Here is a 22,169-nt window from a genome sequence, read left to right as displayed (position 1 = left end):
TCAAGAACCCCTCCGCCGGGCGGCTCCGGCCGACCCGCTACACTCGTTTCCGCAACGCCGCCTTAGCTCAGTCGGCCAGAGCGACGCACTCGTAATGCGTAGGTCAAGGGTTCGATTCCCTTAGGCGGCTCGTTGAGAGGACCGCAGGATCACTTCGGTGACCTGCGGTCTTTCTCGTTTCACACCCGGGTCGTCAGGTAGCCGAGCCACCCCGCCGCCGACCTCCGCACCCGCCGGGCGTCACCAATACGTTCGCTCGCGCCTATTCCGGAACACCCGGCCGACACTCAACGCTCGTCCCGGAGCGATCAAGAAGGGGCTTTCAGCCACCTCACCTACGCACTGCGCACAGATCGGCGACGAATTCCGGAGCGGCACCAGATCAACTGCTGAACTGCCGAAACACCACCCGGACAAGAAATCGTCCGACACCTGCGAACCAACGAGAGACCAGCTCATCCCCCGTTTTTCACACTCCCGACTCGCATATTCCCACTCCCCCTCGAAGCCACCCCCGGAAAAGCGATGAGAATCCCGGAAGTGATCCACTGCGGATCGGCTCCCCACGCGATCGCCAACGCGGCCGCACCCCCATAGCAGAGGGATCGCAGGGCCGATCGTGGCCCACGTGGTTGGTCCGAACGGACGCGCTGCCACAGTGGAGAACCCCGATTCCGGGGCGAGTAGTCGCGGCGACTGAGGACTTGCGCCATCGACTGTTATCACTGGCAGGTTTCGACGAAGATGCCTCGCGGTCGACCTGCGGTGATCACACGGCGCAACAGGGTGTAGGCCGATCAGCCCAATCAGCTATCACCCGACCGGTCGATTGTCGTCGTACTTGGGGAACTACTTCGATCACAGTGACGCCGGAAGGATCGATGTGATGGAGCGTTGGGACGCGGGCACGGGCATCATTGGGGGCGGGGTCATCGCCGGGGAAACCCAGCCGCAGGACTGGGAGCGCCGCATCAGCGAGCTGTCCGAACAGCTCTACCGAGCGCGCATGCTGCAACGACTTCTGCTGATCTGGGCCTATCCGGGGAACGTGGCCCTCACTGCGCTCTCGATCTCCGGGATCGTGCTGCTCACGCCGCCGATAGCCGTATCGGCGGCGGCCGTGGCCATCCCCGTCGGGTCGGTCGCGGTATCGGCGCGCACCGCGTATCGCCACCACTTCGCGGTGCGCTCGGTGGCCGCCGAGCTCCGCGAGTTCGAGCGAGCGCATCGCGAGCACCAGCTCGACGAGTGGAACGCCGGCGATCTGCTCGGCATGCGCAAGCGCTACCGGGCGGACCTGCCGGACGTGATCGAGCGGTACCGCACCGAAGCGGGCAGCCACCGCTGGAAGGACCAGCTCCTGCAAACGGTGGTCATCGCCGGATCCATCATCAGCGCCACCGTCACCGCGGCCTCGGCCGCCGTGGTCAGCGCGCGCTGGGCCGCGGTGGGCATGGGTCTGCTGGTGGCGGTCGCGGCCGCGTTCGGCGGCTACTCGAAGTACCGGGAACGTGCCGCGAGCCTGCAGCAGACCGCCGATGTGCTGGAACGCGAATACCACTCGGTCGAATTACGGGCCGGTCGATACAGCCGGTTCGAGGACGAAAGCGACGCGTACGCCGAATTCGCCGACACGGTGGAATCGTTGCGCGAAGAACAAGCCAAGCGGCAGCAGCACCTCAACCAGTCCGTCGACGTCACCTCCGTCGTCGGACAGTAATTTCAAGATCGCTTTTCTCACACGAACGTGTCGTCCACCGGCCATTCCGTGCACTGTCAGTCGATATTTCGTGGCTGTCGTGATCGCTGATTAGTGGCCGGTTTCGGCTCCGTACGCTGCGACCTCTGGCGCACAGGTGAGCGCCTGTGCAGAGAGGAGCAAGGCGATGAAACGCAGCCTCACCACGGCCGCCGCCGTGCTGGCAGGCGCTGGTGCCGTCGGTTTCGCCGGTACCGCCCACGCAGCACCGCAGTTCCCGGCCGAGCTGCCCGTGGACAACGGATTCGCGCAGACCGTCTTCCACGGCGCCGGAACCGTGCACGGACTGCAGCGCACCGTCGGCGACGTGGTGCGCGCGCCACAGGCACTGGCCGATCAGGCGGGCGACACCTCCGGCCGCACCGGCGAGGGCAACCTCATCGGCGACACGCTGCACGACCTGACCCAGGCCCACACCCACCCCGTCAACACCGAGGGGGCCACCATCCCGCTCGGCGGCGTCATCCCCGCCTCGCAGGCTCGTTCCGGGGCCACCACCCCGGTCGACGGCCTCACCCAGGCTCCCGCCACGCGCGACCTCGCCGACTTCGTCGACAGCACCGGCACCGCGATGATCGACCTCATCAACCAGATCCCGCCGGACCAGATCAACAACAACGTCTCCGCCGAGAACGGCCAGCCCGGCGCGGCGGGCACCGGCGGCCAGAACGGCGCCGACGGACAGGACGGCGGCAGCTCGTCCGCCGTGAACGTCCCCACCACCAAGCCGACGACCGCGGGCACGCCCAAGGGCGGCCTGCTCGACCTGAGCAACGCGGGCGGCGCGGTCGGCAAGCCGCTGGCCGACGGGCTCAGCAACACCCCGCTCGCCCCCCTCGCCGGACTGTCGCAGAACGAACCTGCGAACGACGGCGCCTGACAGGCGAGCCGCACGCCACGGCCCCGCGCTCTGGGAGGAGAGCGCGGGGCCTTTCCCTTTCAAGGAGCCCGTTGCCTCCGGAGAGTTCCGCGCAGCGGGTCGCTCAGCCGTGGTGCAGGGTCGCGACCATCGCCTCCACGGCGATGATCGGCTTCACGTTCTGGGTGAGCGCGGTGCGGCATTCCAGCACCGCCTCCAACCGGCGCAACGCCGACTCCGAAGTCCACTGCGTAGCGGCCCTCGACACGTCCGAGGCGTAATCCGGGTGGTTCAACGGCGCCCCCGAACCCGACCGGGACACCAGCACATCCCGGTAGAACCCGGCCAAGTCGACCAGCGCGAGGTCCAGCGCGTCCCGCTGCGACCGGGTGGCGCGGGACTTCTGCCGCTTCTCCAGTTCCTTCAAGGCGGCGTTGGCGCCACGAGTCGCCGACGCGGTGCCCTTGCCGGTGCCGCCCGCACCCATCGCGGTGCGCAGCTCGTCCTTCTCCGCCTCTTCCCGGCCCTCGTTCGCCGCGACCGCCTCCGACTCGGAGGACTTCACCAGGCCGCTCGCCGCGGTGAACACGTCGGAGAACCGGCGCAGGCCGGCCGGAATGCTCAGCACCTTGTCCCGCCGCTCGCGCGCCGCCGGGTCCGTCGCCAGCCGCCGCGCCCGGCCGATGTGCCCGCCGCACACCGACGCCGCCCACTGCGCCATCTCGTCGGCCACGCCATCGCGTTCCCGCAGCACCTCGGCGATCGACGCGGCGAGCGGAGTGCGCAACTGCATCGCCCGGCACCGCGACCGGATCGTCACCGGCACGTCCTCCGGGTGATCGGAAGGCGCGCACAGCAGGAAGACCGTCCGGTCCGGTGGTTCCTCCACCGCCTTGAGCAACGCGTTCGCCGCACCCTCGGTGAGACGGTCCGAATCCTCGATCAGCACGACCCGCCACTGGCCGGTGGTGGGGCGCCGCGCCGCGGCCTGGACCAGCGCGCGCATCTCGCGCACCGAGATCGTCAGACCCTCCGGCACGACCAGCCGAACATCGGCGTGCGTGCCCGACATGACGGTGCGGCAGGCCGAGCACCGGCCGCAGCCCGGCATGGTGCTCGCCTCCGTGCACTGCAACGCCGCGGCGAACGCGCGGGCCGCCACTGATCGCCCCGAACCGGGCGGACCGGTGAACAGCCACGCGTGCGTCATGGCGCCGGCGGGAGCGGGCTCACCACGCACCTGCAGGTGCGCCGCCTGCGCCGCCGCGAACAGCGTGCGCACGGCCACGGGCTGGCCGACGATGTCCGCCCACACCCCGGTGGCCGGTGGAACGGCGCCCTCGACCGGGTCAGGGGACTGCGTCATCACGTCACCTCCGGGCCTCGTCGACTCACACTGTACGAGGCCGCACCGACACCGCCTCAGGCGCCGCCGGTGGACGAAGTGCTGCGCGTCGACGACGAGCGGGAACCGCTCGCGCGCGACGACGGGCTCTTCGCCTTGGACGCGGTGGAGGTGGACTTCGAAGCGGTGGACTTCGAGGTCGCGCTCTTGGTGGTCGTGCTCTTCGACGTCGACTTCGTGCCGGTGCTCTTCGTGGCAGTGCTCTTCGTGCCCGAGCTCTTCGACGCCGTGGTCTTCGATCCCGAGCTCTTGGCCGCGGTCTTCGTACCAGTGCTCTTCGCGGCAGTGCTCTTCGTCGTCTTCGCCGTCGTGCTCTTCGCCTTTGCCGGCGCCTTCTTCTTCGCCGGGGCCTTCGCCCGCCGCTCCGCGATCAGCTCGACCGCGCGGTCCATCGTCAACGACTCGACGTCATCGCCCTTGCGCAGCGACGCGTTCGTCTCGCCATCGGTGACGTACGGACCGAAGCGGCCGTCCTTGATGACCAGCGGCTTGCCGGTGTCCGGCTCGTCGCCGAGCTCCCGCAGCGGTGGCGCCGCGGCCCGACGACCGCGCTGCTTGGGCTGCGCGTAGATCTTCAACGCCTCGTCCACGGTGATCGTGAAGATCTGGTCCTCGGTCTCCAACGACCGCGAATCGGTGCCCCGCTTCAAGTACGGCCCGTAGCGGCCGTTCTGCGCGGTGATCTCCTCACCCGACTCCGGGTCCTTGCCCACCACGCGCGGCAGCGACAGCAGCTTCAACGCGTCGTCGATCGTCACCGTGTCCAGCGACATCGACTTCAGCAGGCTGCCGGTGCGCGGCTTCGACTTGTCGCCCTCCGGCAGGATCTCCGTGACGTACGGGCCGAACCGGCCTTCCTTCGCCATCACCTCGTGACCCGACTCCGGGTCGGTGCCGAGGCTGCGGCCCTCCATCGGCGTCGCGAACAGCTTCTCCGCGACCTCCGAGCTGAGCTCGTCCGGCGGCAGGTCGTCGGGCAGGTTCGCCCGCTGCGACTCCTCCGAGCTCAACGGCCGCTCCAGGTACGGGCCGTAGCGGCCCACCCGGACGTAGACCGTGCGGCCCTCCTCGTCGGTGAACATCGGGATCGAGTTCACCTCGCGCGCGTCGATCTGCTCGACGCTGGAGCCGACGAGCTTCTTCAAGCCACCGGCGCGGCCGATCGAGTCGCCCGGACCGACCTCGCCGCCGAAGTAGAACCCGGTCAGCCACTTCGTGCGCTGCTGTCGTCCCTCCGCGATGCGGTCCAGCTCGTCCTCCAGCGCGGCGGTGAAGTCGTAGTCCACCAACCTGCCGAAGTGCTGTTCCATCAAGCCGACCACGGCGAACGCCACCCAGGACGGGACCAGCGCGGAACCCTTCTTCCACACGTAGCCGCGCTCCTGCACGGTGCTGATGATCGACGCGTAGGTGGACGGGCGGCCGATGCCCAGCTCCTCCAGCGCCTTCACGAGGCTCGCCTCGGTGTAGCGGGCGGGCGGGTTCGTGCTGTGCCCGTCCGGCTCCAGCTCGGCGGCGGTGATCGGCTGGTCCTTCGTGAGCTGCGGCAGCCGCGACTCGGCGTCGTCGGCGACACCGCCCGCCTCGGAGTCCACCGACTCGACGTAGGCCTTGAGGAACCCGGCGAAGGTGATGGTGCGGCCGGACGCGGCGAACGTGCACTCCTCACCGCTGCTCGCGGTGCCGGTGATGCGCACCGACAGCGTGGTGCCCTTCGCGTCCGCCATCTGCGAGGCGATGGTGCGCTGCCAGATCAGCTCGTAGAGCTTGTAACCGTCGGCGTCGAGCTCCTTGGCGACCTGCCCGGGCGTGCGGAAGCTCTCCCCGGCCGGGCGGATCGCCTCGTGCGCCTCCTGGGCGTTCTTGACCTTGCGGTTGTACTGGCGGGGCTGCGGCGACAGGTGGCTGTCGCCGTAGAGATCCCTGGCCTGGTTGCGCGCCGCGCTGATCGCCGTCTCCGACAGCGTCGTCGAGTCGGTACGCATGTAGGTGATGTAACCGTTCTCGTACAGCCGCTGCGCCGTGCGCATCGTGCGGTCCGCCGAGTAGCGGAGCTTGCGGCTCGCCTCCTGCTGCAGCGTGGAGGTCATGAACGGCGCGTACGGCTTCCGCGTGTACGGCTTCTCTTCGACGCTGGACACGCTGAGCCGCGCGTCGGTCAACGCGTCCGCGAGGCGCCGCGCCTCCTGCTCGTTCAGCGGCCGCGCGTCGGCGTTCTTCAACCGACCGTCCGGGCCGAAGTCACGGCCGGTGGCGACCTTCGCGCCGTCCACGGTGACCAGCCGCGCGCCGAACCGCGGCGGCTCGGCCTCGGAACCCGCGTCCATCGTCGCCGAGATGTCCCAGTACGAGGCGGGCACGAACTTGATGCGCTCCCGCTCGCGCTCCACCACGATCCGGGTGGCCACGGACTGCACGCGGCCCGCCGAGAGCTTCGGCATGACCTTCTTCCACAGCACCGGGCTGACCTCGTAGCCGTACAGCCGGTCCAGGATGCGGCGGGTCTCCTGCGCGTCGACCAGGTCCTGGTCCAGATCGCGCGGGTTCGCGGCGGCCGCCTGGATCGCCGACTCAGTGATCTCGTGGAACACCATCCGGCGCACCGGCACCTTCGGCTTCAGCGTCTCCATCAGGTGCCAGGCGATCGCCTCGCCTTCGCGGTCACCGTCCGTCGCGAGGTAGAGCTCGTCGACTTCCTTGAGGGCGTCCTTGAGCTCGCTGACCGTGGACTTCTTGTCCGCGGTGACCAGGTACAGCGGTTCGAAGTCGTTCTCGACGTCCACGCCCAGCCGCGCCCAGGACTGGCCCTTGTACTTGGCGGGCACGTCGGCCGCTCCCCGGGGAAGGTCGCGGATGTGGCCGCGGGACGACTCCACCACGAAGTTCGATCCCAGGTACGAGGCGATCTTGCGAGCCTTGGCCGGGGACTCGACGATGACCAGCCGCCGACGTCCGGAGTCCCCCCCGTTGGAGGCCCCCGAAGCCCGGCCGTTGTCGCCGCTCTGCTTCGCCCGTGTCGACCCAGCCACGCTTACCTGCTCTCTTCTCGCGGAGGCGTCCGATCCGCCAGTGTGCACCGCATGCCATCCCGGATACCGCACCCAGGGACGCACAGCGTGGCACACAACACGTCCGCACTCGCGTCTTCCGTCCCATACGAACGTATCGGGTAGCGCTCGTGTTCCGTTGCGTGACCTGCCGTGACCTGTGGCGTGATCCTCAGGACACCAGCGGCCACGTTCGTTCGATCGCACCATCGGGTGTCGGACCGACGAGTTCGGCGAGGCGTTCGATCCGCCGCCTGCCGGTGACTCGCAACGCCGGTCCGCCCGCTCGTGGCCCCATGCACCGCGCGGGCAGTCCGGCCTTGGCCAGCGCGGCCGCCAGCGGCTCGTAGGTCTCCGGGGCGTGCGGGTCCAGTCCGAGCAGATAACCGCCCGGCACCGGCCGGCCCGCGGTGAGCGCCCAGAGCCGGAGGGCCGCACCGTCCGGGGCGAAGCCGGCGGGCACCGACTTCACCGCCCCGCGCAGCCACTGCCCGGCGAGGCCGGTCAGGTCGGAGCGGAACGCGGTGCGGACCAGCGGGTGCCCTTCTTCCGAACGACCCAGCTCAGCGACCACTCCGCGGTCGCCGCAGGCTCGCACCAGCGACCTCGCCCGCCAGTCGTCGCCGACGACCACGGACAGCCGGGCAGCGGTGCCACGTCCGAATCCGACAGCTTGTCCCGGGCCGCACAACAATCCCGCGAGATCGGCCACCCGGGGGTGACGAGCCTCGGCGGAATAGAAGGACAGCTGGTCCACGATCCGTGATCGTAGAACGTCCGTTCGAGCTTGACCAGGGTTTCCGCCCGGACGAGCGATCGATCGACCTCATCCGGGCGATACCCGCGGCCGAAATCCGTCAGCCCGGAGGCTGCTGCTGGGGCTGTTGCGGCTGCTGCTGTTGTTGCTGCTGCTCCTGCTCGACCGCCGCCTTCGTCAGCTCCTGGCACTCCGGAGCCTTCATGGCGGCATCGTTGAGCTGCTGGTTCTTGGAGAACTCGGCGAACTGGGCGCTGAAGTCGAGCTGCTGGCCCTTCTTCAGCTCCTCCTGCACCCCCAGCATGCCGCCGGTGAACGTCTGCTCGTTCGAGGTGTCGACCTGTTCGGCCTTGCCCTTCGCCGTGGTCAGGATGTCCCGGACCTGGGTGAACCCGTCCTTGAAGGTGCCCGCAACCTGGTCGGCTCCCGCGATCGGCGAGGGACCGATCTGCTCCAGTCCCGTCACCGTCTTGTTCGCGGCGTCGTGGGCGGCGGTCATCTGCGCGACCGACGTGGTCTTGAAGGTGTCGGTGTTGGTCTTGTCCACCTGCGGCGCCTGCTGCTGCGACGCGGAGAAACCACCGACGAGGCCGCACAGCTTGCCGGTCCAGGCGACCCCGTCCGCACCGGCCTGCCCAGCCTGCGGCTGAGGCTGCTCCTGCTGCTGCGGCTGCTCCTGCTGTGGCGGGGGCTGCTGGGCGGGCTGCTGCGGCTCCGCGTTGGAGCAGCCGGCCAGCGCCAGCGGGACGGCGGCGAGCACCGCGACGGACGTCGAACGGATATTCATGCGCATTCCCTCAGGTCGTTTCACCGTGCTCCCCGACTCTCCCGCATCCGCGCGGCGCCGTCCGGAACCGGGGGCCTGTCCGCTCTCGCCCGTCCTGCGCAACAGGGGTGAATTCGTATTCCACGGAATTTCCCGGATTGCGGGAAACCGGGCGGGACGACCGAAATGGGGCGCCCGGCGAATCGCCGGACGCCCCATTGGCGGGTCGTGCTCAGGTCGCGCCGTTGACGATCTTGTCGTCGTCCGCGGGCGTGTCCGAGATGGCGGTGCTGCGGCGCTTGGACACCACGATGGCGCCCACGATCACCACAGCCGCCAGGATCGCGATGGTGATCCGCACCGGCGGCGAGGCCGACTCGCCGACGGTCAGCGTGACCACCGCGGGCGCGATCAGCACCGACACCAGGTTCATCACCTTCAGCAGCGGGTTGATCGCCGGACCGGCGGTGTCCTTGAACGGGTCGCCGACGGTGTCACCGATGACCGTCGCCGCATGCGCCTCGGACCCCTTGCCGCCGTGATGCCCGTCCTCGACCAGCTTCTTCGAGTTGTCCCAGGCACCACCGGAGTTGGCCAGGAAGACCGCCATCAAGGTGCCCGTGGCGATAGCACCGGCCAGGTACCCGGCCAGCGGGCCGACACCGAGGCCGAAGCCCACCGCGATCGGCGCCAGCACCGCCAGCAGGCCCGGCGTCGCCAGCTCGCGCAGCGAATCGCGAGTGCAGATGTCGACGACGCGGTGGTACTCCGGGCGGGTCGAACCGTCCATGATCCCCGGGTTCTGCTTGAACTGCCGCCGAACCTCGTAGACCACGGCGCCCGCGGCCCTGGACACGGCGTTGATCGCCAAGCCGGAGAACAGGAACACCACTGCCGACCCGATCAGGATGCCGACCAGGATGTTCGGTGCGAACACCTGGTAGGAAGCCGCCGTGATCTCCGCACCGACCTCGCGGGCTGCCTGCGTGATCGCGTCCTGGTAGGAGCCGAACAGCGCGGTCGCCGCCAGCACGGCGGTGGCGATGGCGATGCCCTTGGTGATGGCCTTCGTCGTGTTCCCCACCGCGTCCAGCTCGGTCAGGATCTTCGCCCCGTCGCCCTCGAACTCACCGGACATCTCCGCGATGCCCTGCGCGTTGTCGGCGACCGGACCGAAGGTGTCCATCGCGACGATCACGCCGACCGTGGTCAGCAACCCGCAACCGGCCAGTGCGATCGCGAACAGCGCCACCGTCAAGGTGCTGGAGAGCAGGAAGGCGCCGAACACCGCCACGCCGATCACCAGCGCCGTGTAGACGGCGGACTCGAAACCGACCGACAGTCCGGTGAGGATCACCGTGGCCGCACCGGTCTGGGAGGACTTGCCGACGTCCTGCACCGGACGGTGTTCGGTGGCGGTGTAGTAGCCGGTCAGCTTCAAGATCACCGCGGCGAGCAGGATGCCGATGAGCACCGCGACGAGCGCGATCAGCGCGGGGTTGCCCGGACTGCTGCGGACCTCCTCGGACGCCCCGGCCAGCGCGGAGAACGAGGACGGCAGGTACAGCAGCGCGGCCGCGGCGCACAGCACCGCCGAGATCCCCGCCGAGATGAAGAACGACCGGTTGATCGCGGTCAGCGCGCTCTCCGTGGCCTTCGCCTTCGTGATGTACACGCCGATCACTGCGGTGACCACCCCGATCGCGGGCACGATCAGCGGGAACAGCAGGCCTTTCAGCCCGAACGCGGCGGTGCCCAGGATCAGCGAGGCCACCAAGGTCACCGCGTACGACTCGAACAGGTCGGCGGCCATGCCCGCGCAGTCCCCGACGTTGTCGCCCACGTTGTCGGCGATGGTCGCCGCGTTGCGCGGGTCGTCCTCGGGGATGTCCTGCTCGACCTTGCCGACGAGGTCGGCGCCCACATCGGCGGCCTTGGTGAAGATGCCGCCGCCGACACGCATGAACATCGCGAGCAGCGCGGCCCCGAAGCCGAAACCTTCCAGCACCCTGGGCGCCTCACCGGCGTAGACCAGCACGACCAGCGCCGCACCGAACAGGCCGAGGCCGACCGTGCTCATGCCGACGACGCCGCCCGTGCGGAACGCGACGCGCATCGCTTTCTCCCGGCCCTCGCCGGGATCGTTGGACGCCGCCGCGACCCGCACGTTCGCGCGAGTGGACAGCCACATGCCGAGGTATCCGATGGCGGCGGAGAACGCCGCGCCGAACAGGAAGAAGATCGATCGGCCGATGCGTTCGCCGGTGCTGTTGGCTGGTAGTACGAACAGCACCAGGAACACGATCGCGGCGAAGCCGCTCAGCGTCCGGAACTGCCGATTGAGGTACGCGGCGGCGCCTTCCTGCACCGCCTGCGAGATCTGCTGCATCTTGGCCGACCCCTGGCCGGCCGCCAGCACCTCCTTGATCAGCACGTAGCCGAAGGCGAGCGCCGCCAAAGCGATGATCATGACCACGCCGACGATGGCGTAGTCGGAGCCGCTGAGTTCGAGTGCGCCGGAGGTGTTCTGAGCGAGGTCCATCCGGTGCGTCGAGCTCGGTGGTGCAGTGCCCTGGGCGACCCAGCCGGGCTGGACCGGGGACAGCAGGGACATCCGTCCTCCTCGGGTGTGGCTCGGTGGCACGCCGGAGAGGCGGTGGTGCGTCCGCTCCGACGCTCGGTACGGCCTCGCGCGCATGCGGTCCACCTGGGGCCGTCCGCGAGCGATGTCGTGGCCGCGAAGTCTATTCAGGCCTTACGTGTCTTACTTCACGATGTGATACTCGCCTCTCATCGAAGTGCTCTTTTGTTATCTGCGAATCGATCCAGTTTGGACTTGATCACCCGTTCAGGCACACTTCTATGTGGACCGAACGGGGTACCTCGTGTATCGCGTGTCGCGTTCCGGATCGATTCGGCGTGTCGCTTCCTCAACCGTTCGGAGCGAGCGATCAGCACGTGGGCGCCGACCGCCCGGACCGGGGGCTCCACGCATCCGGTGGCCACCTCACACCCGAACGGCCCCGAGACGAGCCCACGACGAAGCGACCGCGGCCGTGTCCACTCGAACGAGATCATCGGGCGGCGTCCGCGTACCCCGAGCGCGTGCCGTGCGAGAACGGCGTTGTGCGACGCTCGACGGTGTGAACTCGGCACACCGGAACGCGGGCAGGACGAGCAGCGGGAAGCGGCTGCTGGACCGGGTACTGGCCGGAGTACCGGCGGACGAATCGCCGCTGCGGCACGTCGAACAGCTGCCGGACCGCCCGGCACGGCACGCGGACTGGCCCGGTTGGGCACCGGAGCAGCTGGTCGATGCGCTGCGCACCCGCGGCGCCGATCGCCCCTGGACGCACCAAGCCGCAGGCGCCGAAGCGGCGTGGGCCTGTGAACACCTGGTGGTCGCCACCGGGACCGCCTCCGGCAAGTCGATGATCTACCAGTTGCCGGTGCTGTCCCGGCTGCTCACCGACGAGCGGGCCACCGCGCTCTACCTGTCGCCGACGAAGGCGCTCGGGGCCGATCAGCTGCGGACGATCACTGAGCTCGGACTGGACGGAATTCGCGCCGCCGCCTACGACGGTGACACTCCGCGCGTCGAACGGGACTGGGTGCGAGCCCACGGACGCTGGGTGTTCACGAACCCGGACATGCTGCACCACGGTGTGCTCGCCCGGCACTCCCGCTGGGCGCGGTTCTTCCGGAACCTGACGTACGTGGTCGTCGACGAATGCCACACCTACCGAGGGGTGTTCGGCTCGCACGTGGCGCTGCTGCTGCGGCGGTTGCGGCGGATCGCCCGGTACTACGGGGCGGAACCGGTGTTCGTGCTCGCCTCGGCGACCGTGTCCGATCCGGCTTCGCTCGGGGAACGGTTGATCGGCGACGCGTGCCGGGCGGTCACCGAGGACGGGTCGCCGCGCGGCGCCCGGACCGTGGTGCTGTGGGAACCGCCGCTGCTGGAGAACATCGCGGGCGAAAACGATGCCCCGGTGCGCCGGTCGGCGGGCACGGAAACGGCCCGGATCCTGACCGAGCTGGTCGTTGAGGGCGCCCGCACGCTGGCGTTCATCCGGTCCCGGCGCGGCACCGAACTGGCGGCGCTCGCCGCGAGACGCGCACTGTCCGAAGTGGACGACGAGTTGGTGGGCAAGGTCGCCGCCTATCGCGGCGGCTACCTCCCGGAGGACCGGCGGAAGCTGGAACGGTCGCTGCTGACCGGGGAACTGCTCGCCGTCGCCGCGACGAACGCGCTGGAGCTCGGCGTGGACATCGCGGGACTGGACGCGGTGGTCGTCGCCGGTTATCCCGGCACGCTCGCCTCGTTCTGGCAGCAGGCCGGGCGGGCCGGGCGGGACGGCGACGATGCGCTGGTCATCTTCGTCGCCCGCGACGACCCGCTGGACACCTACCTCGTGCACCATCCGCCCGCCGTGCTGGACCGGCCGGTGGAATCGACGGTGCTGGATCCGGCCAACCCCTACGTCCTCGAACCGCACCTGGCGTGCGCCGCGGCGGAGTTACCGCTGGACGAGGCGGCTTTCGAGATCTTCGGCGGTGCGCCCGCGCTGGCCGCGACCGAAGCCTTGACCGAGGCGGGCGTGCTGCGCAAGCGGCCGCACGGCTGGTACTGGACTTCGCGGGAACGTCCGCATCGAGAGGTGGAGCTGCGCGGATCCGGCGGGCAACAGATCGCCGTGGTCGAAGGCGACTCCGGGCGGATGCTCGGCACCGTCGACCCGGAGTCGGCTTGCGCGACGGTGCATCCCGGAGCGGTGTACCTGCACCAGGGGCAGTCGTTCGTGGTCGACGAACTCGACTTGGACGGCGGACTGGCGCTGGTGCACGGAGAGAACCCGGACTGGACGACCTCGCCGCGCGATCTGGTGGACATCTCGGTGCTCACCACGGTGCAGGAGCGGCATCCGGCACCGGGCGTGACGGTCTGCCTCGGGGACGTGGAGGTCACCTCGCAGGTCGTCGGCTACCTGCGCACCCTGCCGTCCGGCCAGGTCCTCGATCAGATTCCGCTGGAACTGCCCGCGCGCAAGCTGATGACCCGCGCGGTCTGGTACACGATCTCCGATGAGCTGTTGACCGACAACGCGCCGGGGGGCGCCGGGCTGGACCCGGCGCGCATCCCCGGCGCGCTGCACGCCGCCGAGCACGCGGCGATCGGCCTGCTGCCGCTGTTCGCGACCTGTGACCGGTGGGACATCGGTGGTGTCTCCACTGCCCTGCACGAACACACGGGACAAGCCACTGTGTTCGTGCACGACGGTCACCCTGGGGAGCCGGCTTCGCCGACCGCGGCTTCGCCGCGTTGTTCCCCTGGTTGGCCGCGACGCGGGAGGCGATCGTCTCCTGCGACTGCCCGGCGGGTTGCCCGTCCTGTGTTCAATCGCCGAAGTGCGGGAACGGCAACGAACCACTGGACAAGGCGGGGGCGGTGGCTGTTCTCGACGTACTCACGACCGCGCACGGGGAGTCACCGGGCAGGGCTGAGGGCCGACGGCGGATCGGGTGAGCGAGGGGGTTCGCCGGTCCCACTCGCTCCCGCCGCCGGCCCCTATCGGGGGTGCCCCTGGACGGGTCGGGCGTCCAGTGCCTGAGCGACTCGGTTCGCGGCCGTCGCGGGACTAGCCCGCCACGACGAGTTCCGCCACGTCTTGGACGGCGTCCGCACCGATGCGCAGGGCATCACCGATGATCTCGGGGGACGGCAACCGCCACCCGCAGACCTCCGGCTTGACCCGCCAGTGCACGACACCGTGGTGGAAAGTGGTCGGGGGCACCGGCAGCCAGCTGCCGGCGCTGTGCCTGCGGACGACTCCCGCCGCCACAAGCTCGGGGCACACCGCGGCGGACGAACCACCGGCGGCGAGGAAGTACCAGCGGCCGTCCGGGGTGGCCACGATCGGGACCGGAACGCCCAACGAGCGCAGTGCGCGTGCCGCGCGCCTGCCCAGTTCGGAGCCGGTTTCCAGCGCCTCGACCTGCTCACCGGTGGCGACGAGCAGGCTGTACGGCTGCTCGGACCACCAGTCCGCGACCTGGCGCGCGTCGGCACCGAGCCGGTCCTGCCAGTCCGCGTGAACGGGAACGGGGTGAGTCGCGCCGCTGGGACGCTCGACCTCGGAACGGGACCAGGCGGGAGCACCCGCCTCGTACCCGGCCGGGTACGTACCGGGCAGCACCGACCAGCCACGGGACGCCAGCTCGATGGCCTGCACCCGGAGCTCGATCCGGAAGGCGCTCGCCCAGCCGGTGACACTGGCCTCCACAGCAGCACCGGCCCCTCCGGAGACGTTCCCTCCGGAAGCACTGGGCCGCCTGTTCGCTGACCAGTCCATTACCTCTCCTCACTTGACCGTGACGAATGCTTTCGCACCGGTCGGCCGCTGCCCTGCGACCGTTCACCTGAGACCGACCACGATGTCGGGTCTCCTGCTCGCATCCGCACCATCAATCAACGTCATCGCCCCCACCCCCGTACAGCCCCTGGTCGATGACCGGTCGCTCAGCGGCGACGAGCGTGCGGGTGCCGGGAGGGGCGCTGATATGTCGGAGTGTCGGTTCCGAGCCGCTCGCTCACGATCATCGGTCGTTGGTCCGGGAGGCGTGACCGCTCAGCGCGGCCCCTCGCCTCGTCAACGGGGCACCGGACCAGCCCGCGAACGCCCTGTGACCTGCGGCGATAATGAACCTAGCCCGGTCGGTACGCGGATTTCGATCACTATCCGGGCGTCCGGTCCCTCCAGTGCGCAGTCGAGCAGTCGCACTCGCATCGCGGCCGCGACCCCGCTCGCCGCCGCGCAGGCGTGCTCCGCACCTCGTGGAGCACGCGCGGCCGCTGCGAGCGCCGCCAGATCCGCGGCTCCTTCAGCCCGATGCCGCGCCAGCATGGCTGATCCGAGTGCGAGACCGAAACCCGTGATCGCGACCATCCCGAGAATCAGGACCGCCGCGAGCACGGTGGCGACCCCGTATTCCCTCCTTTCTCGCCGTTCGTCCTGTTCGACCCGTTCGTCCGGGCGGTGGGCGGCGGGCGCGTGTCGAACCGCGCCCGCCGCACCGCTGCTCACGGCAGCGCCTCCGGCGGCCCTGACGTCCCCTGCTCCCCTGGTTCCAATGCCGCCGAGGCACGGCTGCGGCGCCAGTGCTCCGGGAGCAGGCCCGTGCCCGGTGCGGCGAGGACTTCCGCCGTGGCCAGCCCGTCCCCGGTGGAGATCGTCAGCGTCGCTCCTGCCGGAGCCAGCCGATCCACCGCGACGCGGGCGCCGGCGCGGTCGCCCCTGGCGGCCAGGCGGGCGGCTTCCACCGCGGCGTCGGTGCAGCGCAACTGGCTCAGCAGCACGCTCAGCGCCGACAACGCGAGCAGGAACACCGCGACCACCGAACCGATACCCAGCGCCGCTTCGACGGTCACCGCACCACCGTCGCGGCGTGCGATCGGCGGGGCGCTCACTCGACACCGCTCTGCAGCGCGCGTTCGACGAGCGAGGTGAGCGCCGCGGTCACCGAATCTCCGGTCACCACCGTGTAGAGCAACCCGGCGAACGCGGCCGCGGCCACCGTGCCGATCGCGTACTCGGCCGTGCTCATCCCGCCGTCGCCGCGGAACAGCGCGCGCCAGCGTCGTCGAGCGATCTCATGTCCGAGCGTCAGTCGGCACCGTGGTCCGCCACCGCAGGTGCTGATCGTCCACGCCGTGGACTTCGCCGGTCGAAAACCCATGGCAATCTCCTCTCCTCCGCCGGTCTGATGACCGGTCGCTCGTTGCCGAAGTTCTTCGGCGTGTGCGGCGGCATCGAACGAGAACGTCCGAGTCCGCAACGATTTCCCCGCCACCGAATCGGTCCACAGTGGATTTCTGGTTCGGACTCACCAGGACATCGGCAACCGCTGCACCATGCCCACCACCACCGGGAGCACTCCCAGGCACAGGAATGCGGGCAAGAAGCACAGTCCGAGCGGAGCGGCGACCCACACCGCCGCCCGCTGCGCCCTCGCTTGCGCTCGATCCGCCAACGCCGCCCTGGATTCGGCCGCGAGTTCGGTCGCGACGTCGGCCAACGCGCTGCCGGTGCGGGCGGTCCGCCGGGCCGCTCGACCCAGCTCGGCGGTGCCGGGATGCCGCAACGCGGGTTCCCACGCGGCCGCCGGATCCGCGCCGAGTTCGAGCAGACCGGCGACTTCCCGCAAGGCCGCGCCCGCGGCACCGGTGAACTCCGCCGCCACCGCACGCACCAGCACCACCGGTGGCAGGCCCGCCCGCATACCGGCGGCGAGCAGATCCCATCCGGCCGCCAGCACCAACGGGTCCACCGGCTCCGCTCGGACGCGCCGCGCCGCTGGTCGCAGCCACCAGAACACTCCGGCCGCTACCGCGAGGGCCGCCACCGGCCCGCCGACCAGTGCGCCGAACACGCCCCCGGCCGCCGTCGCCGGAACCGTCGCCCACCGCCCGCCGGACCACTCGCCCAGCGCGGCGAACCGTTCCGTTCCGCTGGAGATCGGCGGCAATCGCGCCCGAGCCGGGCAGGGCGGAATCGCCAGCAGCCCCACCCCGAACAGCGCCACAGCCAGCGGCAGCACGGTCGCTCCGGCGAACGGGTACGCGCTCACGTCCGCACCACCGACTCGGTCAGCCGGACGGTCCACACCACGCCGGCGCACAGCAACGCGATCCCGACGACAAGCAACACCTGCCCGAGCAGCCCGTTCGCCAGAACCGTCAGCGGCTCCGCCCCGGACGCCTGTCCGAGCACCAGGCCGAGCAGCGGCAGACCGGCCAGCACCGCGGCCGTCGAGCGCGGACCCGCCAGCTTCGCCTCGACGTCCCGGGCGAACGCCACCCGGTGTTCAAGATCGCGACGCACCGAGTCCAGCAGTTCCGCCAGCGCGACGCCGTGCCGATCCGCCAAGGCCCAGGCCCGCCCGGCTCGTGCCAGCGGATCCGAACGGGCGGGATGTCCCACCCCATTCGGCTCGGCCGGACCGGCTTCGGCGGCAGTGCTGAGCACGGCGGCCGCGTCGCCGCCGAGCCGCGCCGTCGCCGCCAAGTCCCGGAACACCCCGGCCACCGCGGGTTCCGCTTCCGCCGCGGCTCCTTCCGCGGCCGCCGCCGGATGCGCCCCGGCCCGCAGCTCCGCCACGAGCAGCCGCAGTCCGGCGGCGAGCGCGGCCGAGCGGGCCAGGCGGCGTCGGTCGGCTCCGCGTCCCCACCACCACCAGAGCCCCACCGCGGCCACCCCTCCGGACGCCAGCAGACCACCGACACCGGCGAGCAGCGTGGCGACCAGGACCCCGCACAGCACGGCGATCGGTACCGCTCGCACGCGCGACAGCGTGGGCGCACTCCCCTGCGGAATGGCCGGCCGCACCATCGCCAGCCGGGTCCGGGCGCGCGGGTCCGGCCAGCTCAGCAAGGCCGCCGCGGGCAACAGCAACGAGCTCAGCACGGCACCTCACCTCCCCTGGCTCGCAGCAGTGCCGCCAGGTCCTGCCGTCCGTCGCCCCAACCCGTGTCGCAGTCCCAGGCGGGCACGACCCGCACCAGCTCGTCCTCGCGCCGCAGCACGCCGATCGCAGCGAGGTACCTGCCGCGGCCGGTGGAACGCCGGACGTGCAGCACTACCTGCACGGCCGCCGCCAGCTGGCTGTGCAGCGCCTGCCGAGAAAGGCCGCCCAGCGCGGCCAGCGCCTCCAACCGAGCCGGTACCTCCGCGGGCGAATTCGCGTGCACGGTGCCGCCGCCCCCGTCATGGCCGGTGTTCAAGGCGGCGAGCAGCTCGCACACCTCGGCGCCGCGCACCTCTCCGACGATCAGCCGGTCCGGTCGCATCCGCAGGGCTTGGCGCACCAGGTCGCGCACCCGGATCTCACCCGCTCCCTCGACGTTCGGCGGCCTGGTCAGCAGCCGGACGACGTGCGGATGTCCGGGCCGCAGCTCCCCGGCCTCCTCGACGCAGATGATCCGTTCGGTCCGGGGAACCTCGCCCAGCAGCGCGGCGAGCAAGGTCGTCTTGCCCGCGCCGGTGCCGCCGGTGACCAGGAACGCCAGCCGGTGGCGCACGATCTCCCGCAGCACGGCGGCGAGGCCCTCGTCGAACGTGCCGAGTCTGCGCAGCGCGTCCACGTCGTGCGAGGCCGGTCGCAGCACGCGCAAGGACAGGCAGGTGCCGCCCGCGGCGACCGGCGGCAGCACCGCGTGCAGGCGGACCGCCTCACCCGCCTCCGCTCCCGGCAGCCACGCGTCGACCCAAGGTTGCGCCTCGTCCAGCCGCCTGCCGGTGGCCACCGCGAGCCGCTGGGCGAGCCTGCGCACGCCGTCGTCGTCGGGGAACGTGACCGAGCAGCCGCGCAGCCCGTCACCTCGATCGACCCACACCTGGTCGGGCGCGGTCACCAGCACATCGGTGACCCGCGGATCCCGCAGCAGCGGTTCGAGCACCCCGGCACCGAGGAATTCCTGTTGCAGGGCGCGGAGCGCGGTGAGCAGATCGGTGTCGGCGACCAGCCCGCCGGACTCCTCGCGGACCGCCGCGGCGACCGCGACCGGGCTCACCGGCGCACCGCTGCCCGCGAGGCGTCGACGCACTCGCTCGATCAGCTCGGTGTGCACGACGCCACCGCCCGTCCGGCCGCGAGCTCGTCGAGCACGCCGAGGATCTCGCCCGCGGTGCGCACGATCGGACCGCGGCTGCCGGATCTGGTCGCGCACAGCCCGCCTCGGTCGACGGCTGAGGCCAGGCCCGGTTGCGCCCGCAGCACCGACAGCACGTCGACGCCCACGGCACGCTCGATGTCCTCCACCAGGAGCCCACCGGGCGCCGGACCGCGCACCACGCCGCACACCGGTCCGGCCGAGTGTTCGCGCACGAGCTCCGCGGTGCTCGCGGCGGCCGCGCAGGCACGGACCTCCGCCGGTATCACCACGATCGTGAGATCCGCGCGCCGCAGCACCGCCGACGCCGGTTCGGACGGAGTCCGCGGCAGGTCGCACACCACGGTCTCCCCAGCGCGCCGTCCCGCGTCCAGCACGGCGCGGACCGAGGTCGCGGTGAGGCCTTCCGACGGACCGTCCCGGTCGCAGGACAGCACGGTGAGCCAACCCGCTCCGAGGCGCCTGCCGGGCAGCGCCTCGTGCAGCGCGCCGGACGGAACCCGGCCGCCGCTGATGGTCAGCCCGGACCAGCGCAGGCCGGAGGTGCGTTCGACGCCGACGGTCAGGTCCAGCCCGCCGCCCGCCGGGTCGCAGTCCAGCAGCAGCGATCGAGCACCACCGCGGGCCGCCGCCACCGCCGTCGCGGCAGCCAGCGTGGAGGCCCCCGCACCACCGGTGCCCCCGAGCACGGCCAGCACCCGCCCGGTAGCGGACGTCCGCTCGCCGTCGACGGTGTCGGTGAGCAGTTCGACGAGCCGGAATTCCTGCGCGGGCAGGTCGAGCAGCACGTCGGCGCCGACTTCGAACGCCGATCGCCACCGGGATTCCGCCTGCCCTCTGGTCAGCAGTACGACGCCCGCTCTTCGCGGAAGTCCCGCCGTCAGCGCCTCCGCCGCGGCCGGACCGTCGAGCAGGATCAGCGCGGCGTCCCGCCAGTGGCCGCCTACGCCGTTGGCGCCGTCACGTCTGCGCAGTTCACAGCCCGCCACGGCGGCGAGCCTGGTGACCTCCTCGGCGAGGGTCTCGTCCCGGGTGATGAGCAAAGGTGTGGTCGTGGACATGCGCCGGCCCCGTTCGGGATCAAGGTGATCGCGGGGCCGAAGTGCGAATCCGGCGAATTCCCGCTCGCCTTCAACGGTGGCCGAGCCGGAACGCGTCGTCGATCCCCAATTCGCAAATCTGTGGATGAATCGAAGCCCTGTGGATAACCCATCCCCCGGTTCAGTGAAGCCGAAGGTTAAGAGTTGCCGAAAAGGGGCCACTGGTCAGCGAAAATCGCACATGCACACTTGTCCGACAATGTCACGCCCACCGTGGCGGCACCGGTGACGACCGCAATGAGAAGCACCCTCGACGCACGTCGCGCCACAAAACGGGAAGCGGTTCGGGGCGAAACACCCGAGATGCCGCGGCGGAAGAACCCGCCGAATGCGCCGACCCGGTCGGCGACGAAGACGCGGCGGCAGAATGAGGACGACCCCCGTCAGGGGGGAGGGACGGGGGTCGTCGAGAGTTCAGCTCCGGGGGGTCGAGCTGAACCCATCCGGGGCTCCCGGACTCCCTAACTGTAGCGCCCCACGCCCCCACACGCGCCCCGTCCATTAGGAGGAACGTCAGCCTCCGGTCGCGCCCTCGGAAACTCCGCGTGCAGGGCATCGGGACCCCGCGCACGCCTGACTCACCCTGACCGGGAACCACCATCGACACCCAGAGTGACTGATGCATTCGGCGGAACGCACAGGCGTCCGGATACCCTCGAGGTTTCGTATGCTGTGGGACGTGACAGCGCCCGCGAACCCTCCGGCCGCCACCGAGCCTCGGGCGGCAGCCTTCTTCGACCTGGACAAAACGGTCATTGCGAAATCGAGCACGCTCGCATTCAGCAGGCCGTTCTTCCAAGAAGGCCTCATCAACCGCAGGGCGGTACTGAAAAGCGCCTACGCGCAATTCGTGTTCATGCTGGCCGGCGCCGACGCCGACCAGATGGACCGGATGCGCGCGCACATCACCTCGCTGTGCGCCGGATGGGACGTCGAGCAGGTCAACGCCATCGTCGAGGAAACCCTCCACGACATCGTCGACCCGCTCGTGTACAAGGAAGCCACCCAGCTGATCACGGAGCACAAAGAGCAGGGCCACGACATTGTCGTGCTCTCCGCTTCTGGGCAAGAAGTCGTAGCTCCGATTGCCACCCTGCTAGGCGCGAACCATTCCGCGGGCACCCGGATGGTGGTCGCCGACGGCAGATACACGGGCGAAGTGGAGTTCTACTGCTCGGCGGAGAACAAAGCCGTCGCAGCGCGTGAACTCGCCGAGCAGTACGGCTACGACCTCACCGCCAGTCACGCCTATTCGGATTCGGTGACCGACCTTCCGCTGCTGGAGGCGGTCGGCCACCCCACCGCCGTCAACCCGGACCGCGGTCTGCGCAAGCAGGCCGCGCAGCGCGGCTGGCCGTCGCTCGCGTTCGAACAACCGATCTCGCTGCGCGCCCGTTTCCCCACCCCGTCCCGCGCGGCCGTCACCGCCGCCGGCGTGGGCGTCGGAGCCGTCGCCGCCGCCGGTGCGGCCTGGTGGGGACTGCGCCGCTTCCGCCGAGGCCGCTGATCAGCGCGAACCCGTCACCGGAAACGACCAAGGGCCAGGGATTGCCGTGGTTCGCACCTAGGGCTACAAAGGAAGTGCGGACCCTGGCTCGGCCAGGGACGGTGCGGAGGAGAAGCATCGTCCACCCTGAACCGGGCTCCGTGCGTAGGGACGGAGCACCCACGCGCTGCCGCCACGTGAGGCCGGTCGTCGACGGGGTTGCGTACCGGGACGCCGGACGCCTAGCCCAGCAGTTACGACATTCATGCACGCTTGGTAACCCGTCCGATCACGCGAAGGCGGCGCTCGTCGAGGCGGGCG

At 70.4% G+C, this 22,169-nt stretch carries 16 protein-coding genes, 1 tRNA gene and 1 pseudogene; 5 read left to right on the top strand and 13 right to left on the bottom strand.

What is annotated here, in order from left to right:
- Positions 1 to 56 precede the first annotated feature (56 nt).
- From H2Q94_RS01450 to H2Q94_RS01440, 3 genes are all read left to right on the top strand, one after another.
- Positions 57 to 130: transfer RNA gene (locus H2Q94_RS01450), tRNA-Thr, on the top strand.
- 756 nt (positions 131 to 886) lie between these two features.
- The gene (locus H2Q94_RS01445) at positions 887 to 1,720 is read left to right on the top strand and encodes a DUF4231 domain-containing protein (protein WP_243791179.1); all 834 of its coding nucleotides are present in this window, start codon (positions 887 to 889) and stop codon (positions 1,718 to 1,720) included.
- Between the two features lie 166 nt (positions 1,721 to 1,886).
- Complete coding sequence (locus tag H2Q94_RS01440; protein WP_243791177.1) at positions 1,887 to 2,639, top strand: hypothetical protein; 753 nt, start codon at positions 1,887 to 1,889, stop codon at positions 2,637 to 2,639.
- 103 nt (positions 2,640 to 2,742) lie between these two features.
- On the opposite strand, the gene H2Q94_RS01435 is transcribed toward H2Q94_RS01440, so the two are convergent.
- The 5 genes from H2Q94_RS01435 to H2Q94_RS01415 all read right to left on the bottom strand — a co-directional run bounded on the left by H2Q94_RS01435 (position 2,743) and on the right by H2Q94_RS01415 (position 11,135).
- A complete protein-coding gene (locus H2Q94_RS01435; RefSeq protein ID WP_243791175.1) occupies positions 2,743 to 3,984 on the bottom strand; it encodes a DNA polymerase III subunit delta' in 1,242 nt (413 codons plus the stop codon).
- A gap of 56 nt (positions 3,985 to 4,040) precedes the next feature.
- On the bottom strand, positions 4,041 to 7,052 hold the full coding sequence (gene topA, locus H2Q94_RS01430; protein WP_243791172.1) for a type I DNA topoisomerase: 3,012 nt from the start codon (positions 7,050 to 7,052) through the stop codon (positions 4,041 to 4,043).
- 190 nt (positions 7,053 to 7,242) lie between these two features.
- Complete coding sequence (locus H2Q94_RS01425) at positions 7,243 to 7,827, bottom strand: hypothetical protein (RefSeq protein ID WP_243791170.1); 585 nt, start codon at positions 7,825 to 7,827, stop codon at positions 7,243 to 7,245.
- Positions 7,828 to 7,927: 100 nt separating this feature from the next.
- Positions 7,928 to 8,614 carry a hypothetical protein gene (locus tag H2Q94_RS01420; protein WP_243791168.1) on the bottom strand — a complete coding sequence of 229 codons (687 nt, stop codon included), beginning with the start codon at positions 8,612 to 8,614 and terminating at the stop codon, positions 7,928 to 7,930.
- 211 nt (positions 8,615 to 8,825) lie between these two features.
- A complete protein-coding gene (locus tag H2Q94_RS01415; RefSeq protein WP_243795459.1) occupies positions 8,826 to 11,135 on the bottom strand; it encodes a sodium-translocating pyrophosphatase in 2,310 nt (769 codons plus the stop codon).
- A 601-nt stretch (positions 11,136 to 11,736) separates the two neighbouring features.
- On the opposite strand from H2Q94_RS01415, the pseudogene H2Q94_RS01410 reads away from it, so the two are divergent.
- Positions 11,737 to 14,120, top strand: a pseudogene (locus H2Q94_RS01410) (DEAD/DEAH box helicase).
- Positions 14,121 to 14,232: 112 nt separating this feature from the next.
- Here H2Q94_RS01410 and H2Q94_RS01405 read toward each other — a convergent pair.
- The 8 genes from H2Q94_RS01405 to ssd form a co-directional block, all read right to left on the bottom strand.
- Positions 14,233 to 14,877: a bifunctional DNA primase/polymerase gene (locus H2Q94_RS01405; protein WP_243791166.1), complete on the bottom strand. Its 645-nt coding sequence runs from the start codon at positions 14,875 to 14,877 to the stop codon at positions 14,233 to 14,235.
- A gap of 366 nt (positions 14,878 to 15,243) precedes the next feature.
- Complete coding sequence (locus H2Q94_RS30805) at positions 15,244 to 15,678, bottom strand: Rv3654c family TadE-like protein (RefSeq protein ID WP_258718648.1); 435 nt, start codon at positions 15,676 to 15,678, stop codon at positions 15,244 to 15,246.
- Positions 15,675 to 16,061: a TadE family type IV pilus minor pilin gene (locus H2Q94_RS01395; protein WP_243791164.1), complete on the bottom strand. Its 387-nt coding sequence runs from the start codon at positions 16,059 to 16,061 to the stop codon at positions 15,675 to 15,677. Before H2Q94_RS01395 ends, H2Q94_RS30805 begins: the two co-directional genes overlap by 4 nt.
- Complete coding sequence (locus H2Q94_RS01390; RefSeq protein WP_258718700.1) at positions 16,058 to 16,261, bottom strand: DUF4244 domain-containing protein; 204 nt, start codon at positions 16,259 to 16,261, stop codon at positions 16,058 to 16,060. The genes H2Q94_RS01395 and H2Q94_RS01390 overlap by 4 nt, the downstream gene beginning before the upstream one ends.
- Before the next feature lie 216 nt (positions 16,262 to 16,477).
- The gene (locus tag H2Q94_RS01385) at positions 16,478 to 17,221 is read right to left on the bottom strand and encodes a type II secretion system F family protein (protein WP_243791162.1); all 744 of its coding nucleotides are present in this window, start codon (positions 17,219 to 17,221) and stop codon (positions 16,478 to 16,480) included.
- Positions 17,218 to 18,057 (bottom strand): type II secretion system F family protein, encoded by an 840-nt coding sequence (locus tag H2Q94_RS01380; protein ID WP_243791159.1) that lies wholly within the window; start codon positions 18,055 to 18,057, stop codon positions 17,218 to 17,220. Before H2Q94_RS01380 ends, H2Q94_RS01385 begins: the two co-directional genes overlap by 4 nt.
- Positions 18,051 to 19,220, bottom strand: coding sequence for a TadA family conjugal transfer-associated ATPase (locus H2Q94_RS01375; protein ID WP_243791157.1), 1,170 nt, complete (start codon positions 19,218 to 19,220; stop codon positions 18,051 to 18,053). The genes H2Q94_RS01380 and H2Q94_RS01375 overlap by 7 nt, the downstream gene beginning before the upstream one ends.
- The gene (gene ssd / locus H2Q94_RS01370; RefSeq protein ID WP_243791155.1) at positions 19,205 to 20,323 is read right to left on the bottom strand and encodes a septum site-determining protein Ssd; all 1,119 of its coding nucleotides are present in this window, start codon (positions 20,321 to 20,323) and stop codon (positions 19,205 to 19,207) included. Before ssd ends, H2Q94_RS01375 begins: the two co-directional genes overlap by 16 nt.
- 706 nt (positions 20,324 to 21,029) lie before the next feature.
- On the opposite strand from ssd, the gene H2Q94_RS01365 reads away from it, so the two are divergent.
- Positions 21,030 to 21,869, top strand: coding sequence for an HAD family hydrolase (locus H2Q94_RS01365; protein ID WP_243795454.1), 840 nt, complete (start codon positions 21,030 to 21,032; stop codon positions 21,867 to 21,869).
- Positions 21,870 to 22,169: the final 300 nt, after the last annotated feature.

It is taken from the genome of Saccharopolyspora gloriosae, assembly GCF_022828475.1.
In the GTDB taxonomy this organism is placed as follows: Bacteria; Actinomycetota; Actinomycetes; order Mycobacteriales; family Pseudonocardiaceae; genus Saccharopolyspora_C; species Saccharopolyspora_C gloriosae_A.
Note: the sequence above shows the minus strand (reverse complement) of the source record. Positions and strands in the feature narration are given on the sequence as shown.

What these genes read in the sequence shown, in the direction of transcription:
- H2Q94_RS01445 (WP_243791179.1), top strand. Translation starts at nt 887, where the DNA reads ATGGAGCGTTGGGACGCGGGCACGGGCATCATTGGGGGCGGGGTCATC.
- H2Q94_RS01440 (WP_243791177.1), top strand. Translation starts at nt 1,887, where the DNA reads ATGAAACGCAGCCTCACCACGGCCGCCGCCGTGCTGGCAGGCGCTGGT.
- H2Q94_RS01435 (WP_243791175.1), bottom strand. Translation starts at nt 3,984, where the DNA reads ATGACGCAGTCCCCTGACCCGGTCGAGGGCGCCGTTCCACCGGCCACC.
- H2Q94_RS01420 (WP_243791168.1), bottom strand. Translation starts at nt 8,614, where the DNA reads ATGAATATCCGTTCGACGTCCGTCGCGGTGCTCGCCGCCGTCCCGCTG.
- H2Q94_RS01415 (WP_243795459.1), bottom strand. Translation starts at nt 11,135, where the DNA reads ATGGACCTCGCTCAGAACACCTCCGGCGCACTCGAACTCAGCGGCTCC.
- ssd (WP_243791155.1), bottom strand. Translation starts at nt 20,323, where the DNA reads ATGTCCACGACCACACCTTTGCTCATCACCCGGGACGAGACCCTCGCC.
- H2Q94_RS01365 (WP_243795454.1), top strand. Translation starts at nt 21,030, where the DNA reads ATGCTGTGGGACGTGACAGCGCCCGCGAACCCTCCGGCCGCCACCGAG.